Source organism: Chitinophagaceae bacterium, assembly GCA_016710165.1.
In the GTDB taxonomy this organism is placed as follows: domain Bacteria; phylum Bacteroidota; class Bacteroidia; order Chitinophagales; family Chitinophagaceae; genus Ferruginibacter.
Genome location: JADJLJ010000007.1, coordinates 13884 through 29416, shown reverse-complemented (window position 1 = coordinate 29416; position 15533 = coordinate 13884). Strand labels below are relative to the sequence as shown.

Annotated in this window: 19 protein-coding genes; all 19 read right to left on the bottom strand. The window is 51.2% G+C overall.

What is annotated here, in order from left to right:
* Positions 1 to 2262 (bottom strand): hypothetical protein (locus IPJ02_17690; protein MBK7377309.1); only part of this gene is annotated, 2262 nt, incomplete at its 3' end.
* Positions 2262 to 5006 carry a tape measure protein gene (locus IPJ02_17685; protein ID MBK7377308.1) on the bottom strand — a complete coding sequence of 915 codons (2745 nt, stop codon included), beginning with the start codon at positions 5004 to 5006 and terminating at the stop codon, positions 2262 to 2264. The genes IPJ02_17685 and IPJ02_17690, both read right to left, overlap by 1 nt.
* On the bottom strand, positions 4993 to 5268 hold the full coding sequence (locus IPJ02_17680) for a hypothetical protein (protein ID MBK7377307.1): 276 nt from the start codon (positions 5266 to 5268) through the stop codon (positions 4993 to 4995). Before IPJ02_17680 ends, IPJ02_17685 begins: the two co-directional genes overlap by 14 nt.
* Before the next feature lie 29 nt (positions 5269 to 5297).
* Complete coding sequence (locus IPJ02_17675; protein MBK7377306.1) at positions 5298 to 5741, bottom strand: hypothetical protein; 444 nt, start codon at positions 5739 to 5741, stop codon at positions 5298 to 5300.
* A 17-nt stretch (positions 5742 to 5758) separates the two neighbouring features.
* Entirely contained in the window at positions 5759 to 6187 is a 429-nt protein-coding gene (locus IPJ02_17670; GenBank protein ID MBK7377305.1) for a hypothetical protein, read from the bottom strand.
* A 36-nt stretch (positions 6188 to 6223) separates the two neighbouring features.
* A complete protein-coding gene (locus IPJ02_17665) occupies positions 6224 to 6451 on the bottom strand; it encodes a hypothetical protein (protein ID MBK7377304.1) in 228 nt (75 codons plus the stop codon).
* Complete coding sequence (locus tag IPJ02_17660) at positions 6448 to 6735, bottom strand: hypothetical protein (protein ID MBK7377303.1); 288 nt, start codon at positions 6733 to 6735, stop codon at positions 6448 to 6450. Before IPJ02_17660 ends, IPJ02_17665 begins: the two co-directional genes overlap by 4 nt.
* Positions 6736 to 6818: 83 nt before the next feature.
* Positions 6819 to 7382 carry an HK97 gp10 family phage protein gene (locus tag IPJ02_17655; protein ID MBK7377302.1) on the bottom strand — a complete coding sequence of 188 codons (564 nt, stop codon included), beginning with the start codon at positions 7380 to 7382 and terminating at the stop codon, positions 6819 to 6821.
* Positions 7382 to 7705: a head-tail adaptor protein gene (locus IPJ02_17650; GenBank protein MBK7377301.1), complete on the bottom strand. Its 324-nt coding sequence runs from the start codon at positions 7703 to 7705 to the stop codon at positions 7382 to 7384. The genes IPJ02_17655 and IPJ02_17650 overlap by 1 nt, the downstream gene beginning before the upstream one ends.
* A 29-nt stretch (positions 7706 to 7734) precedes the next feature.
* Positions 7735 to 8310, bottom strand: a complete 576-nt coding sequence (locus IPJ02_17645) for a phage head-tail connector protein (GenBank protein MBK7377300.1) — start codon at positions 8308 to 8310, stop codon at positions 7735 to 7737.
* A gap of 3 nt (positions 8311 to 8313) precedes the next feature.
* Positions 8314 to 9627, bottom strand: a complete 1314-nt coding sequence (locus IPJ02_17640) for a phage major capsid protein (protein MBK7377299.1) — start codon at positions 9625 to 9627, stop codon at positions 8314 to 8316.
* Between the two features lie 10 nt (positions 9628 to 9637).
* Positions 9638 to 10471, bottom strand: coding sequence for an HK97 family phage prohead protease (locus IPJ02_17635; GenBank protein ID MBK7377298.1), 834 nt, complete (start codon positions 10469 to 10471; stop codon positions 9638 to 9640).
* Between the two features lie 25 nt (positions 10472 to 10496).
* Positions 10497 to 11861, bottom strand: coding sequence for a phage portal protein (locus tag IPJ02_17630; protein MBK7377297.1), 1365 nt, complete (start codon positions 11859 to 11861; stop codon positions 10497 to 10499).
* 346 nt (positions 11862 to 12207) lie between these two features.
* Positions 12208 to 12441, bottom strand: a complete 234-nt coding sequence (locus tag IPJ02_17625; GenBank protein ID MBK7377296.1) for a hypothetical protein — start codon at positions 12439 to 12441, stop codon at positions 12208 to 12210.
* 75 nt (positions 12442 to 12516) lie between these two features.
* Positions 12517 to 12759 carry a hypothetical protein gene (locus IPJ02_17620; GenBank protein MBK7377295.1) on the bottom strand — a complete coding sequence of 81 codons (243 nt, stop codon included), beginning with the start codon at positions 12757 to 12759 and terminating at the stop codon, positions 12517 to 12519.
* A 212-nt stretch (positions 12760 to 12971) separates the two neighbouring features.
* On the bottom strand, positions 12972 to 13946 hold the full coding sequence (locus IPJ02_17615; GenBank protein MBK7377294.1) for a hypothetical protein: 975 nt from the start codon (positions 13944 to 13946) through the stop codon (positions 12972 to 12974).
* Complete coding sequence (locus IPJ02_17610; protein ID MBK7377293.1) at positions 13943 to 14569, bottom strand: NTP transferase domain-containing protein; 627 nt, start codon at positions 14567 to 14569, stop codon at positions 13943 to 13945. The genes IPJ02_17615 and IPJ02_17610 overlap by 4 nt, the downstream gene beginning before the upstream one ends.
* Positions 14566 to 15135: a class I SAM-dependent methyltransferase gene (locus tag IPJ02_17605; GenBank protein ID MBK7377292.1), complete on the bottom strand. Its 570-nt coding sequence runs from the start codon at positions 15133 to 15135 to the stop codon at positions 14566 to 14568. Before IPJ02_17605 ends, IPJ02_17610 begins: the two co-directional genes overlap by 4 nt.
* A complete protein-coding gene (locus tag IPJ02_17600) occupies positions 15132 to 15428 on the bottom strand; it encodes a hypothetical protein (protein MBK7377291.1) in 297 nt (98 codons plus the stop codon). The genes IPJ02_17605 and IPJ02_17600 overlap by 4 nt, the downstream gene beginning before the upstream one ends.
* Positions 15429 to 15533 lie beyond the last annotated feature (105 nt).

The window sequence follows — 15533 nt, the reverse complement described above, 5'->3', positions numbered from 1 at the left end:
AGGAATATTAACCGTTGTGACGGTTGAATCTACCGTGATTGAGGTAGCGCCGTCTGCTACGTCGCCGTCTGCTACAAACGTGAAGACCTGCCCGCTTTGCGGGTCTACAATGTAAATAATGTCGTTGTCGTTGATGCTCCCGCCTTTTACCGGCGTGCCGACTGGAATACTGGTAATGGTGCCGGGTGCTATGCCTGTGCTTACGGTGTTTCCTGTCAGGAAAGAAAGCGCCGTTTCGCCGTGAAATCCTGTGGAGGTTGTGGTTCCTGTGCCGCTTCCGGGGGCAACAACCAACCCAGGCGGGAACGTGCCAAAAATGCCCGCATCTTCGGGGTTCCCTACCGTATCTGTGTCCAGGTCGGCGGCGTCGGCTATGCCGGTCAACATCATTTCGACCTGCCAACGGTTATCACGCGCCCGCCATTCGCCCCGGTTAATTAACCAGGTTGTGTCGTCCGCAAACGTGATACGGCTATGCGCGTGTGTCGCGTCTGCCAATAGCGTACCGGAGTAGGTTTGTACCGGGAACGCCTGTAAGGCTTGCATTTGTTCTGCGAGCAGCGCCCCAAACTCTAAGGTAGTATTTTCGTTTGCCCGCTCCCACGTGGCCGTCGTGGCCTCCCAAAGGGTGAACGTTACGTCGTCGGTTGTTTCCAGCCGGGCCGGTGTCCAGGACTTAACCGCCGCGCCAAACAGGGTATCTATTTTCAGAACATCGCTATTTCCGACGTTGACATTATTAGTCGTGTATTTCCGTGCCGCCTCGTAATTGCTGGCAACATCCAACCCCTGAATTGATAACTCCAGGTTTGAAAAACGCCAATCATTAAGGGTTGCTGTTACGCTGCTCCCTGCGAAGTCCCGCCCGCCCAACCCGGTGGAAAAATCCACACTAAACCCGGTTTGTGAGGCCGGTATGTACGGCGTGAAAAAAGCAAATTCATTCGGAATGACGCCGGAATAAGATGTCGAATAAATCCAGGGCGTCGAAACCTCGTAATAAGTCGAGGCTACCTGCCAGTTTGGTTGTTCCCGGTTAAGGGTAGGTATCCCAACCCCGCCGGGCGCTATGGCCGTCGTTTCGCTGTCGAGCCGGTAGTTACCCGGCGTTGTTTTGATGATGAGGCCGAACACATAGCGCCAGGGCTTTGTGTAAGACGATACCGAAACATTTATGTATAGATTGCCCCGAATACGGAAATAGGTGTCAGCGTCAAACGCTAAGTTGGTAACCGAATACGGCGTGTTTGCGCCGCTGTCTTTATACCACTTGTAATTTAAATTCTCTAAGTAGTTCCGGTATGTTTTATGATCGTAGTTGACTTCTACCCGGCTTAACGCCGGTAAATAACTGAATTGCCCGCCGGATAGGCGGTTATCTTCGGAGACTTGAATGATAGGCTTATCGTACCCGGCGGTCGAGGCCGAACTTAACAGCGCCCCGCTTGTATCATACCTGCGCTCGAAAAAGTTTTCCTCCATCCTTTCGCGGACCTGCTCGAATCGCCATGCGCCATTGGACAATAACAAACGCGCTCCCCAATTTTCGCATATTTCCTCCAGTACCTTGTAAACGCTTAGGTATTCCCAATCTTCCCCGTCCGAACTTTTCGCCCGTTTTGCGAAGGCTTCGCCGGATAAGCGGGAAAATTGCAATGGGTCTTTTGCCGCCGTAGCGGCTGGCATATTCCCGTCCTGCCAGTTTACAACCGTCCTTAACCATACGTCCGAACCGCCCCAGTATGTTTCCGTGCCAACTTCGGTTAGGCAGTTGGCTATATGCGTCAATGACGACAACATCCCGTAAGGCGCTACCGGGCTTGCGCCAAGGTCTTTATAATCGACTTCTTTTAGCCGTGCAAGGCCGTCGACGGCTTTCAGCGTGAAAAAATACGATTCGCCAATGTCATCAAATCCGCCCAGGTCAGGCACAACGTACCCAGCCCAATAAAGGGTAGTTGTCGGGCCTGCGGCTATCTTATACACCGCCATTGAAAAGCGGGTTTCAACACTGCTTATCAGGTCGGTTGCCAGCGTGTTAATCGCCGTGACGTTATCCGGTGTTACCAGGATGGAAACGGCGCAAGATGAACCCATAATGCCGGGTATCACGCTGTCGGTTTTGCCGTCATATCGGAGCGTAAACCCGTCGGTTGCAACGTCAACGTCTAACGTGGTACCGACATAATCGGTATCATTAATATCTACCCGGTAGGTTTCACCGTAGAATGTTTGAAATTGATATGAGATGCGGGTGGCCATTATCGGACGCGCCCCCTTTCCCGCTCTGCTTTGCGGTTACTGATTTCAATGTCAGCGCCTTTTATGACGCCGTACACTTGAATAGAATTTGCGCCGCCTGATTCTTCCCTGAATATCGAACGCATAAGCCGTTCCGGCGTGATGATCTCCGGGTTGCTGCTTGCGCCTGCGTATTCGCCGACAAGGCCCAATGTGGGTTTTGTGATTACGCCGCCGTCGGCAAAGGGTTGGGCTTTGATTGTGGCGATTTGAACGGCTCCGGCGGCGGCAGATAGTGCGGCAAGAATGAAGTTGTACGGCGGCGGGGCCGATCCGAGCGCTTTTGCAACGCCCAGGGCTGTGTCAATTATCGCCAACCCGATAGCAATTTTTTTGCCCGCCTTTGCCCGCTTTTTGTCTATCGCGTCCTTTTTTGCTGCTGCATCTGCTTCAATTGCGGTTTTTTGTGCCGCCAAATCCGCCTCTAAGGCGGCGGTGGCATCCGCATTACCTTTTGCGGCGGCAAATTTGCTCGCATACTCCTGTTCAAGCGTTTCTATTTTCGCCTTTGATTCGGCATCTAAATCCGCCTTTTCTTTATCCCCGCGCGCCTTTTGAAGGTCTAAAATACCGCTGGAAAGGTTTTGCACCGCGCCGTAAATAGCGCTTACGTTCTTTTCCCAGGCTTGCGTAAACCTGTCTGCTGCTGCGGTGATCGAATCCCCAATAGAGCGCCCGGTACTGTTGGCAATGGCTGATAACTTGCCAAGCGGCTGTTTCAGCGAATCAATAGCCTCCTTTGCCTTCGACGGGTCAACGGCAAGTTGAACATCGAAAAAAGTGCCTTGGTCGCTTTTTTGCGTGAACCCGCCTAATCCGGTCGGGTTGCTTTGCGGCAGGGCTTTTGTATCGCCGAACTTTTGATCGGCTAACCTTTCGCGGGCCTGCAAAAGCGCCTTAGCGCCGTCAATCGCTTTTTGTTCCTGCTCGTTTGCCGCTTCGGACGCCTCATTTACCTTGCTTAGTGATTCCCAATATTCATCCTCTGCCTTTTTGCGCTCGTCGGTGGCCTTTTTCGCGGCGGCACGTTCTTTGGCAAGTTCTTCCTCTGTTTTTACTGCGGCACCCCCGGCTGCCGCTGCCGCCATTTGTTTGGCGGTCAATTCGCCGGTAACGGTGGCCGTTTCTTGGTTGGCCCTGATTACCCCCTCAAGGGCTTCCTGCTCTTTTTTGATCGAGGCAACGCGCTCTAATAGCCCGGCCTGCCGTCTGGCATAGGCATTTGCAGCCCCGCCTGTAACAGCGTCGAGCGCCTGCTCTGCAAGTGTCGCGCCCTCGGACGCCTGTTTGCCTAACTCAAGTTGTTCGTTTGCGAGCGCCTGTATTTTAGCAAATGCGGCTTGCGCGGTGGCTGCTCTTGTAATACTTCCAACGTACCCCTTTACGGCGTTGTCCAGGCCAACGATTAAACCGTTTTCTTCTTTCAGGTTGCCGAAGTATTCCGGGCTAATCGCGTTTAATCGCAATAGCGCCCTTTCGCGTTCCTGTTGGGTGCTGTTATTGTCTTTTAAAACTTTGGTGAGTAAGTCAACCTCAACCTTTTGATCGCTGATTGACTTTTGGGCGTTGTAGTTGACTTCTTGCAGGTTCTTTTCGATCTGCGTTGCCTCGGTCATTACGCCAACCAACGAATTGAACGCAAAATAAAGGGCCGTAACGGCGGCAATGATGCCGACCACTACAAAAGCCTGCGTAGCAACGCTAAGGGCAAAAAACGCTGCCCGCGTTGTAAGGATTGCGTTTTTAACAGCGGTGAAAGCGGGGAAAAGCGATTGACTGAAAAAGCCAACTAATCCGGCATAGGCAAGTTTTAATTGTCCTACGGCATAAATGCCAACGCCTAAACTTGCGGCTACGGCGGCGGAATATCCGATAAACGCCTGTGATGTGCTGCCAAGTTCTGAAAACCATTTTGTCGCGCCGGCCAACGCATCTGAAAACGAATTTAAAAGGCCGACAATATCGAAAGTAGTTATTAGCGCCTTTCCTAATTCGGCCATTGATTGGCGGGCTGCCGAACCGGCATTTACAAAAGCGTTATTTATTCCGCCCTCAACGCGGGGCAACCCGTCGCTTGCCGCCTTTGTGATAATATCTACAAACTCCCGGCTGCTTATCCCTAATTTATTCAACCCTTCGGCGGTGGTGGTGCCAAAGGCGTTTTTCATTAAGGTGGCAATAACCGGCATTCGGCCTGTAATGATTTTCAGGTCATCCTGAAAAACTTTACCCTTACCGATCATCTGCGAAAACTGGTTAACAACCTCGTTAAGGTCATCCGCGCCGCCGCCGGTCAGGGCAACGGCGTTTGCCAGTTGTTCGATAACATCCCGCGCTACTTCGGCGGAATAGCCAACGTTTTGAAGTCGAATTGAACCCTTTACGGCTTGTTCAAAATCCAGGCCGGGGGCAAGTGCTAACTCGCGTAATTTTTCGAGTTCGGCGTTTGCTTCGGCGATTGTTTTATCCTGCCCGGCAAACGTGGCTTCCATTGCCTTTTGCAGGGCTTCCATGTCGCCCGCCGCTTTCACGGACGCGATACCAATACCGACCAATGGGGCAGTAATGCCCAACGTCATCCGCTGCCCTAAATCCGACATGGTTTGCCCGCTCTGTCGGAGTTGGCCCTCCATCTCTTTCAACTTCTTGGAAAAATCTTTTGTGATTAATCCAAGTCGTATGTTTAGTTCGCTAATTGACGCCATTACTTCCCTTCATTTGTGCTAACGTATCGTCAGCGTTTCTGTTGAAATTTGCCAGCACTTCCGGGTCAACGTTCTGCCACTTGTCTGCTAATTCAGGCGATTTATCAAAAGGCGAAGGCCAAAACCGCGACGGGTGCATATTCTTTTTCATATTGCCGGAATACGCGCAAAGCAGGTACGTCATGGTACGCGTCATCTCAAACTCATACTTTCGCTTATCCTCGTAAGCCTGTACCAGTACGTCAAACCAACGCGGTTCCATATCCCAAAACTCCTCCCGGCTTAACCCAATTATCGCAGCCGTTTCGATAAGGCTTTGCCAGTCGATCCGGGCCGGGCTGTCGCTCCCGGTACTATCTTTTTTTTTGCGTCGCCCGGCTTTGTTTTGGCCGTTGATTCCATCAATGCCGCAATACATTGGCTGATCGCTTCCGAATCCCCGAACAACCATTCGGCTACATCTTCGGCGTCAAAATCAATTTCGATACCTTCCTTGCGGTGGGCGTATTTCATCCCGGCAAAAACCAGGTCGGTGAGCGGCTTAACGTGCATAGCGGTAGCGACACGAACAAGGTCATCGTCCTGCACGGCTTGTCCTGCGGCCTCCAGTTCGCGGCCTACCGTAATAAGCAGTTCATTGTAGTTGCCGCCGGTAAAAGTCTCGTAGTGATACGCTACGGCGTGACCAAAAGCCAAGGGCCGCTCTTTGCCGCCGATTGAAATGTAATTAACCATTTTGCCATTTTTTCAGATTAAGAGAAAGTACCCTTCGTGATCGTGCCGGTGCAAGTGATCTCGAAAGAGAACGAAGCGCCTTCGTTTTGTCCGGGAGACGAAACGGAGAAAGAGGAAAAATACCCCTGCCCGCTGAATTTCGTATCGCCGGAAACGCCGGTGCCGAATACCCATTCCAGTTTTGCCTGGCTGAGCGTGTCTGTTGCTACCTCGTCGTGCCCGTTTGCGCTGTCGTATGCAACGAACGCCTCCCCGGACAATGTACCGGACGTTTGGCCGGGGATGACTTCTTTGAATTGCCCGCTGTCTTTGCATGTCGTGTCGAACATCTCGTTTGAGATGCTTAACTCTGCATTGGTCAGGCAAGTGACTGTTACCGGCGTATTCGGTGCGTCTGCATATTGCAGTTTCAGTAGTTTGGTATTGACTATACCTGCGGTTGCCATGTGCTTATTTTTTTAGTAGTGTTTGTGTTCTGTTTCTTATTCCGCCGGTGGCTTCAATGCGGCTTTTTTGGCGGCTTCCGCCGGGCTGATCGGGGTGCAGTTGTTGTACAATTCCAGGTTGCCCTTCTTTAGCGGCTGGTCATCGGTGCCGTAAATGGCTTTGCCTTGTTGTACCCACATTGCCGCGATAGCGTCCTCCACTTCGATCCCAAAACCGGCCTTGTGTTTGGGGGATATTGCTTTCAGTAGTGTTATGCGTTTCATTTGTAACCGATTGAATAAGTTTGCATTATTCGGAATAACTCCGGCTTTTCGGAAAACATATCCTGTTGGCCTTCACATTCGATGTGCGTCAGGTTGCCGGAACTTGTATAATCTATTGCCCCGCGTATCGCCGCTGCGGCTGCTGCCGTCGTGGCGTATGTGGTGCCGTAAATGTCAATTTGTAGCGCAACCTTATCCAGCGTTGAGGCTGTGGTTTTGCTGTTATTTGGGTTTGTATTAACTACGTTCATTGCCGCCGCCGGATACGCCGTTTCTTGCTCCAATACGCCCGGATACACGCGCCCGGCGAATAGTCCGTTTGCGGTTACGTTTGCGCCTATAAGCGTTTTGATTGGGCCGGTTACGTTCATCTTCCCTTTGCGGCTGCGTACTTCTCCCAGTACCGATTAACCGTCTGTGTCAACTTCTTAACCGCTATCGCTCCCGCCCTCGGTAGTGCCGTTACGGCGGGCCGCATAAACGGCTGCGGGCTTATTCCTAATTCCGGTACGCCAAACTCTACAAAGCGGGCGTAGTACCCGTCTGTGCGCGATTTAAAGCCGCCGTCATCGTAAATAAATGAGTATTCAGGGCCAAAGACGCCGGTAGGTTTTCGAGCCAATACAGGGCCTACAAAAACGGAGTTTGCAGCGCGACGGAAAAAGATACCTTTAATCGAATCCCGAAGGTTTCCGGGGCGGTAGGTAGCGACTATTTCGCCCTGCCCTTTCGGCCTGCGTGATCCTTTCACTTTCTTGGAATACTTATACCGATAGTGGACCGCTTTTGAAACGGGTGCAGATGCGCGGGCCATTTGAATGACCGGCATAGCCGCTTCCGCCAAAATAGCACGGGTTTCCTTTTTTGCCCCTTCGCTTACCTTGTATAGCGCCCGGACAAGTCGGTTAATATCGTTTTGTGTGCTATCCATTACAACTTCCTTTCTGCCGTGATTTTCAAAAATTTGCGCCTGCCGATTTCTTCGATCTTCCGTATATCATACGCCTCATCGGCGTACAAAACCCGGTGTTTCACCGTCGGGGTGGACTTCCAGCGAATTGTAAAAGCGATACGCGAAACAGACAGATTCACGTGATCCTCATAATCTTCCCCGCTCCCGGTGGCGCTCCATTCCAGTTTTGCCTTTTCGGTTGCGTATGTCGCCCAGGTCTTTGTCAATCCGCCGTAACTGTCTGCTGCTGTCGTGAATGATTGCAGGTAAATGGTTGTATCCATCGCCGCAATGTCAGGCATAAGCAGTTTGTTAATGTTCCCGGTAGGCATTATATCAGATTGACGCGGTTATGAAAAATCAATGCGTCGGCGCTCCGTACCCGGTAGCCGCTTCCTACGCCTTGCACGGGTATGTCCTCCCGGTTTTCGTATAGGAAAGCGATCTTTTGCAGCATCGCCGCTTTTGCATCTGCCGGAACCGCCGCCGTCGTGGCGTACCCGGCTACATAGGTAACCCATATCGGGTTTGGGTATTGGCCCAGCGTCGGATAGTCTACGCCCTCTGTTGGGAATATGCGCGGCGGTATGCTTACGGTGTCGGCGGTGTAGTTTGCGGCGCTCCACGTTTGCGTTGCGCCGTTTTCGTCCTTGTATGAGATGGAAGTGACCGCCGAAGCCGGACTAATGCCCAGGCACCACGGCCCCGACGGCCACTCATCCCAATATTGCTTTATCGTCTGCGTAAGTAAGACGCGGCCCGTCGTTTTCTCTGCCCATTCCCGCGCGGCTTGGATAAACGTTTCTAACATCCCGTTATCCTCATTCGAGGTCAGGTTGAGAAACGTTTTCACCTCGTCAACGGTGAGCGGTTCGGCGGTCGGCTGTGTCGTTACTTCCCAGGTCATTGCTTACGACGGGTGTACGGTTGCGGAATAACTGAACGCCTGGCCGTGTGCTACGGCGATGTCGTGCCACGTGTTCAACACCAATTCGATGGTAGCATCTTTCAGGCGGGTGTACGGGTTAAGCAGCAGTTCCGTGCCGCCCCATTGGCCAACTTTCAGTTGATTCCAGTTACCAAAGAACATATAGTGACCGCCCGACCCGGTCGGGACCAGGGTGGACGTCAATGCGCGGTAGCCGTTGATCGAACCCGTGCCGGTGTTGTTTCCTTCCCAGATGAAGCCGTTACCGGCAACGTCGCGCTTTGCGCCTTTCAGGATGCCCGCAACTTGCGGGGTGGTCAGGTATGCCAGACTAGTGCCAAAAGCGGCATCATCGGCGGCGATTTGCGTTTCAAAGTCGACAATCTTGGCCCAGGTGGGCGAAGCGGCGACCGTGATAACGTTCACGCCGGAAGTGCCGGTAATACCCGTCGGGGCCGTGCCGCCTGCGCCGGTCAGGGCTGCAACGTCAAGGGCGTTGTCACGGGCGCGCATCAAACGATTCCGCACCATGTTTTCGATCATGATTTGCGATTGCCGCATGATCTGGCTCGAAATTTCGGTGTAGGCAGTCAAACGGTTGGGCGCGAATTGCACCCGGTCAAACGTCGGGCTTGTTTCGGTCGAGGTGGTTTGTTCACCTGCCCATACTGCCGTAGCGGTGCCGTCATTGCGCGGGAAGTCTATGTTCCCCACAAGGCCGGACATAAAGTCCACGCCTAAGCGGGAAAGAACGCCCTGCGGATCAAGGAACGGGATCAATTCGCCAACGTCGGTTTGTACGGTGTAGCCGCCTTCGGTCGTCGTTCCGGCGGTCATATCGCGCTGTTGCTGGACAAATGCCGGGATCATAATGCCCGCGCCGTAGTCACGGATACCGCAATGTGCGGCTTCGCGTAGGGCTTCTTCGTGCATTTCTTTGACAAAGCCTTCCATTTTCCCGCTGCGAAGGGCTTGCACGGCTTCGGCAAAACGGTATTGTTTTTTTACCGTATTCACGTTGTCGCCACGACTGGAAATGACGTTGACCGTTACCGGGTTTTCGGTGGTGGTGCTGGAAGTCCATGAAGCGCTGCGGGCTTCGATGTCCATAATGCCTTCCAAACGGCGTACTTCCGTTTCCAGGCTTTCCAGTTCGGTTTTAGCCGCGTCAAGTGCCGGGCCGTCTACATCTTCTTTCCAGGTACGATTTTCAATTTTTGCACTGAGCGCCTTTACCTTGTCCAGCGCCGCCGCCCGTTCTTCGCGTTTGGCTTTCAGCATTTGTGCTGTTTGCATAGTGTTTGTGTTATTTGTTTGGAAAACGAGCCATTAGGATTTTGGCCTGAAGGCGTCGCTGGTTGATAATGTCATTGGGCGAACGCTGCCCATTCACGGCGGCGATAACTTCCAGGTGTGCCGATATGGCGGCTTTGTGGGCTGCCACTACGGCGGCATATAGGTCGGCTTGTTCCGGGTATGCCTCGGCTGCTGCCAAACTGTTGTTTATTTCTTCGTTCAGTTCGTTGATTGCGTCGGTGCAGGATTCGATCTGTCCTTTTGGCCCTTCCATGTCGTACATTTCGGCGCTGCGGGTTTCGATCTTCCCGTTTTCATCTTCGATTGTTACGGCGTTTTCCGGGCCTGCCAAAGAGCGCAACTTTGCATCGGCATCAGCCGGAACGGCTACCATTGAAATTTCGTGAGGCTCCCAATCAACGGCTTTGTAGTTGTCGAGTTTGCCTTCGTCGTTCGATTTGGAGCGCATGTATTTATGCACCGCGTACCCGACCGATACGTTTTGCAGGATGCCGTCGCGGGCCATTTCCAGCATTTTGTCGCCCTTGTCGGTTTTGGCAAAACGCAACTTTGCATAGCCTTTCTTCCCGTCACTCCACGCCTTTTCCACCACGCCCACAACGGTATCCAATACTGAACCGTAGGCATCGTGATTATCCAGGACGGGCGCGCCGCTGTTAAGCCTGTCCATGCGAACGTGGGCGCTTTCAAAGGAAAGTTCCTCGTTTATCGGGCCGTATTCCCAGGTGTACATCCGCACGGGTTTATCCGAACCAAAGACGACTTCAACCGTCCGATCTTCGGCATTGATAGACCCCGGTTTGAACGCTGCCCGCATCTTCAACCCGAACGGTTCCCCGCGCTGCCCGTCAGGCTGCGGCGGCTGGCTGTTCGTTTGCGGCGGCGCTGTCGATGCCTTGCGCGTCCGGTACATCGGCCTCGATGCCCGGCGTTTGTGTTTCTTGCCCATTGTTTTTGCCTTGTAAGATTTCGCCGAGTAATTCCATCGGCGACATATTTTGCTGAATGAAAAGGGTCTCCCCTCCACCTATTTTGTTCATATTCTTTTTAGCCCTAATCTCATTTGGTGTCATCCATCCGTTTTGAATCGCACTGCTAAAGAAAGCCGCCTGCGCTTGCATATCGCCCATCATCATAGCGTCCAGGTCGAACGCAAAGAATTTGCGCCGTGTCCGGTTTTCGGAAGTGGTAAAAAGTTTGCTGTTAAATTCTTCCTCGATTTTCTTAGCCCAGGGCCGAAGGCAATGCACTACAAAATCCTGATTTTGTTGCTCCATGTTTGAGAATGTAGAGCGGTCTAACTGCGAAAGCAGGTGCAAAGGGACTTTGAAAATCTGCGATACTTCAACGGTGGAAAGGTTAGCGAAGTCAATTACTTTGGAGTTTTCCGGCCCCGCCTGCATCGGCTTAAAATCCGCGCCCGCATCTAACACCATGATCGAACCGGCATTTTTGCCGCCCAGGTGTTGTTCGGTAAGTTTGGTTTTCAGGATGTCGCGTTGGTCTTTGCTTAGTACGTTCGGAAACGTGATAAGCCCGCCAACGCTTGCGCCCTTCTCAAAGTAGGTTTCGGAATACTTCGCCGAATTGACGCCAAGGCTAAACGAACTTTGATGCACAAACGAAACGCGCTTGCCCATTAACCCGGTGAACGTCACGCCCTTAATGTGGATCATCTCCGTTTCCGGCAAATACACGTTTACGGCTTGGTTGTCCAGGACGCCGGAAATATGGTAAAATAGTTGCCCGGACGGGCTGTAAAGTACCGCGACATATTCCTGCGGTATCAGTTCCAGCGCCGTAGGCCGGGCTGTAACCGGGTCGAAGTGGATACGGGCGAAGCCATTACCCATACACGCATTAGAGACCAATGTTTGCAAAAAGTCAAACATGGAGTAGTGCGGGTGCGGTCTGCCGTCCACCAAATACGAAACAGGGGAATTGTGATCGGGGAAAACATCGCCGTCGCTTTGGCGGCTGAATACGCCCCGGCCTAAACTGGCAATACCTTCGGAAATATACCGAATAGCCGACCATGCCGGGGGAATTGTCAGTACGATGTCATTGCTTATTTGCGTTCCGCCGGGGGAGTAGGCTGTTAGCCCTAAATATGCGGCCACGCCGGGGTTAGTCAGGTCTAACCCGCGTTGCGCGGCCGGTTGTTCGACCTTGCGCGCGTAAAATAACCCGATTTCGTAGCCTCCTATTCGCATATTAGTGCAAAAGTGGGCTACTATCGGGCCAAAGCGGGGCTTTTAGGGCAGGGAAAAGGCTATTTGAGTTTCCAAAAATTTGTATCTTTGCCTCCGAGTGTGTTCCGAATGAGTATAGGTTTACAACGGGTCGCAACCGTAACGAAGTCCAGCGGGATGTATGAGAGCGGTATCCAATCACGCCGACGGTGCAAGGTTTGATTCCTTGCCACACTCAAATGCCGCGCTATTGGAAACGATAGCGCGGCATTTTTTTAACAGTTAGCCAACCAGACCTCACGCTTTACTGCCGGTTCCTATGTTTCAGCAAGTAGCAAGATTCGAACTTGCGACACTGTTTTATTTTTCAAACCAACAAAATTACCACTTCAATATGTCCCGGCAACCCGCCCTTTTTGTACTGCCGGAAAGATGCCTGAAAAGATCGGTAACTGTTGAACCGACGAAAAACGACATTGGACGCCGTTGCGGAAAATCGGCGGTTAAACTCCTTTTCCGTTTCATCCCAGGCGCGTTTTGGCTCGCCTGTTTCGGCTAACTTTTCGCCGTAAACTTGGAAATATTCGTCGGGTAAAAGCATCTTATTAAATTTTAATTAAGCATTTTGGTGCTGAATTTTCCATAAAAAGCGCTCGCGAACCCTGAAGGTGAGCCGTTATTGTACCAGTATTCCAATCTCCAAAATACAAAAGAGGTCGTGATAAGAAATATTATCTACGGATGGTGTCAAATTAGGGCTTTTGAGTTTACATTTATTGCCTATAATTTTTTCACAATCCATTGCCATATTTATAAAATCTGTTGAAATATCTGAATCTGACAACTTACCACTAAATTGCCCTTTTTGTCCCACCATTCCCGCCATACATAGGCTTGCTATTATTGCTCCATTTTTCATGAACATACTGTTCACACGCTCGATAAAATTCTGTATCAAAAGAGCACATAATAAAAAACAGGAAGGGGTTGAGAACTCCTTTCTGCATTTGCAAAATCCAACTTTTAGATAGGGTTTTCTTAGGCGGCCAACATTTTAATAAATACACTTCACGCGTAAAATTGCTGCGATACTGGCCTCCATACCTACAACAACAAGTTTATTTTTACTTGTCAGATTAAGTCGGCTATATTGTTAACAATACTGATATACTTCGGCTGATACTTGCATACCCGCAACCCCTCCGCTACGGCGAAAAACCAAACGTCCGTACCAAAACGGTCTACGATCTTTTGCGCCTCCGGGAATTGCGCCTCGTAGGCGATTAAGGAAAAAACCGCCTTCCCGGCGTCGGTCAGGTACGAACCAAAAATGTGTTTGCAGTTCGGGTCAATTAACCAAACCGGATCATTTTCACGTTCGCCCCGACATAGCACGTTTGTCGTGCTTAGGTCGCCATGAAAAAACGTGGACAAATGCCCTTTGTAAATAAGCGCCTTTGTTACGGCGATTGCATCCGGTGATATGCCCGGCGTCCCTTCATACCCTTTTAGGTTACCCAAATAGGTGCGGTAATCGTCGTTTCTCGAAAGGTCGCATTTTTTGAAATTATCCAAAAGTCCGATAAAGTCGTCTGAAATTGGCTTGCGGTAGCCGTGTATCCTTTGGGTAATAATGCACTCATCATTTGCAAAAAGAACATCCGGCACGGTGAAACCTAACAACCTGGCCCGCTTGTACCATTCAAACTCAAACAGGGCAGACGGCGCGTATTTAATCGCCGTTGTTTCGGTCAGTATTACCCGGTTGCCGGTGAAGGTACTGGTAAGTCCTTCAAAGGCGCTGTGCGGGGTTATTGTCTGGTCGTCGATGTAGAGGTTGGCGTATTCCTTTTGGAAAGATATTTCGTCAAACGGTACGTCGTACTTTTTGAGCCAATCCGCTATCACGCGCAAATACCTGTGCTCCTTTTCCGGTGTCGTCAACCCGTCCTTACTACCCCTGGCTGTTACTATTTTGATCGTCGGGTTAACCGTCCGGCGAAGTTCCTGCAAACGGGCAATTAATGGCCGGTTAGGTGCCAGTATGGAAATATGCTGGGCGCTGCCCATTGCAAGGGTGTTGTCGAAGTCTACGGCTACAATCACTTTAAAGCGTTTAAATAATCCTCCGGGTCGCCAACCCGGATAAATGTGTTTTCATAAACCATTCTTGCGCCGATCATTGCGGCGGCAATGCTGTTGGGGTCGGTCATCCGGTCAACGGTCGCACCAACGTGTTTCAGTAAGTAGAGGCCTGATGCGCGGTATTTGTGGCCTTGGCCCCGCTCTTTGGCGGCTGATAAAGTTCCTGTTTCCGACATTTCGAGGCCGCCGTATTTGGGGTTATCTGATTCAAAGCACCAAATAGCGTCTTGCTCAAGAGTTTTTAACAACGGATAATACTTCTCTCCGGGTTCCGGTGTCGTGTCGCCCTCAAATACGGGTATTACGTCACAGTCAACAATAAGCACGTTTTCCCAATTCCTGAGTAATTCAAGTTGCGCCTTACGGTTGGCTGTTTCCGTGCAACCCATCCAAACGCCTTCCGGTAATACTTCCCTATCCCGGCCAAAAACGTACACCCTGCCAAACGGCTGCAGCGCTTCCACAATGCAGTCAATAATGCGCTTGCCGCCGTAATAAAGCAGGTGTTTCGGCTTTGGGCTGAGCGCCTTCATCCGGGAGCCTTCGCCGTTTGCGGTTATGACTATTTTTAGCGGTTCGCTCATAGTTGTACCTTCCAACAGTGTTTTGTGGGGTTATCGTCATACGGTATCATTTCTACCTTATTGCCAAACGCCTCGTCAACGGCTTTTACCACGCCGTTTTTGTAGTCCACTTCGTAATCGTGTCCGGCGATAATGCCGCCTTTCCGCACCTTGCAAGTCCAGGCGATAATATCGGCACGAACATTAATATAATCGTGCGCAGCGTCGATAAAAACAAAGTCCAGCGATTCATCCGCAAATTGCCGAGCAACGTCGGCAGACCTTCCAACGGCGACATTAAAATGCCCCTCAAGCGGTTTCATAGCCTTGTCGAACATTTCCCGGACGGGCGGCTTATTGCCTATGTAAATCCATTCTTCGGGGAACATATCAACGGCGGTAAACTCTACCTTTTTGCCCCGGTTAATGCATTCGATAATGCCGAACGAAAACGACTTGCCGGAATATACCCCAACCTCTACCCACTTTCCGCCGTCGGGTATCCATTCGGCGATTTGCCGGTAAAAGGTTTGAAAGTCAAACCAGCCGTCAATTGCGGGGTAGATGTGTTCAATTTGTTTTTTCATAAGTTAAAGCAGTGCCCAATAACACCCTTGTTCTTCTCGTAAAAATCGCGGATTTCCTTTTGGATAAACCCGCCTTTGTTGAACTTCCGATCTTCCAGGGCTACGTGGGCTTTTGAAAGGAGTAGGTTTAGGCTGCTGATTAATTCGCGGTCTACTTGTTGCCGGTGTTGAACGATCTGAAAAATAAGGGACAGCGCCCGATCATCCCCGGCGATGACGCGGATCATTTCGGCCTCGATTGCTTCATCCGGCAGGCCGGAATCAATCGCCTGTTTAATTTTTTCGATGTTCATGTTTCAGTGTCTTAAAAACAAGCGGCGGCCTTCACGTCTGTCGGCATTGGCCCGGAATCGAACCGGATAGCGATGCTATCAACTATTTTACCATTCACCAAAGTG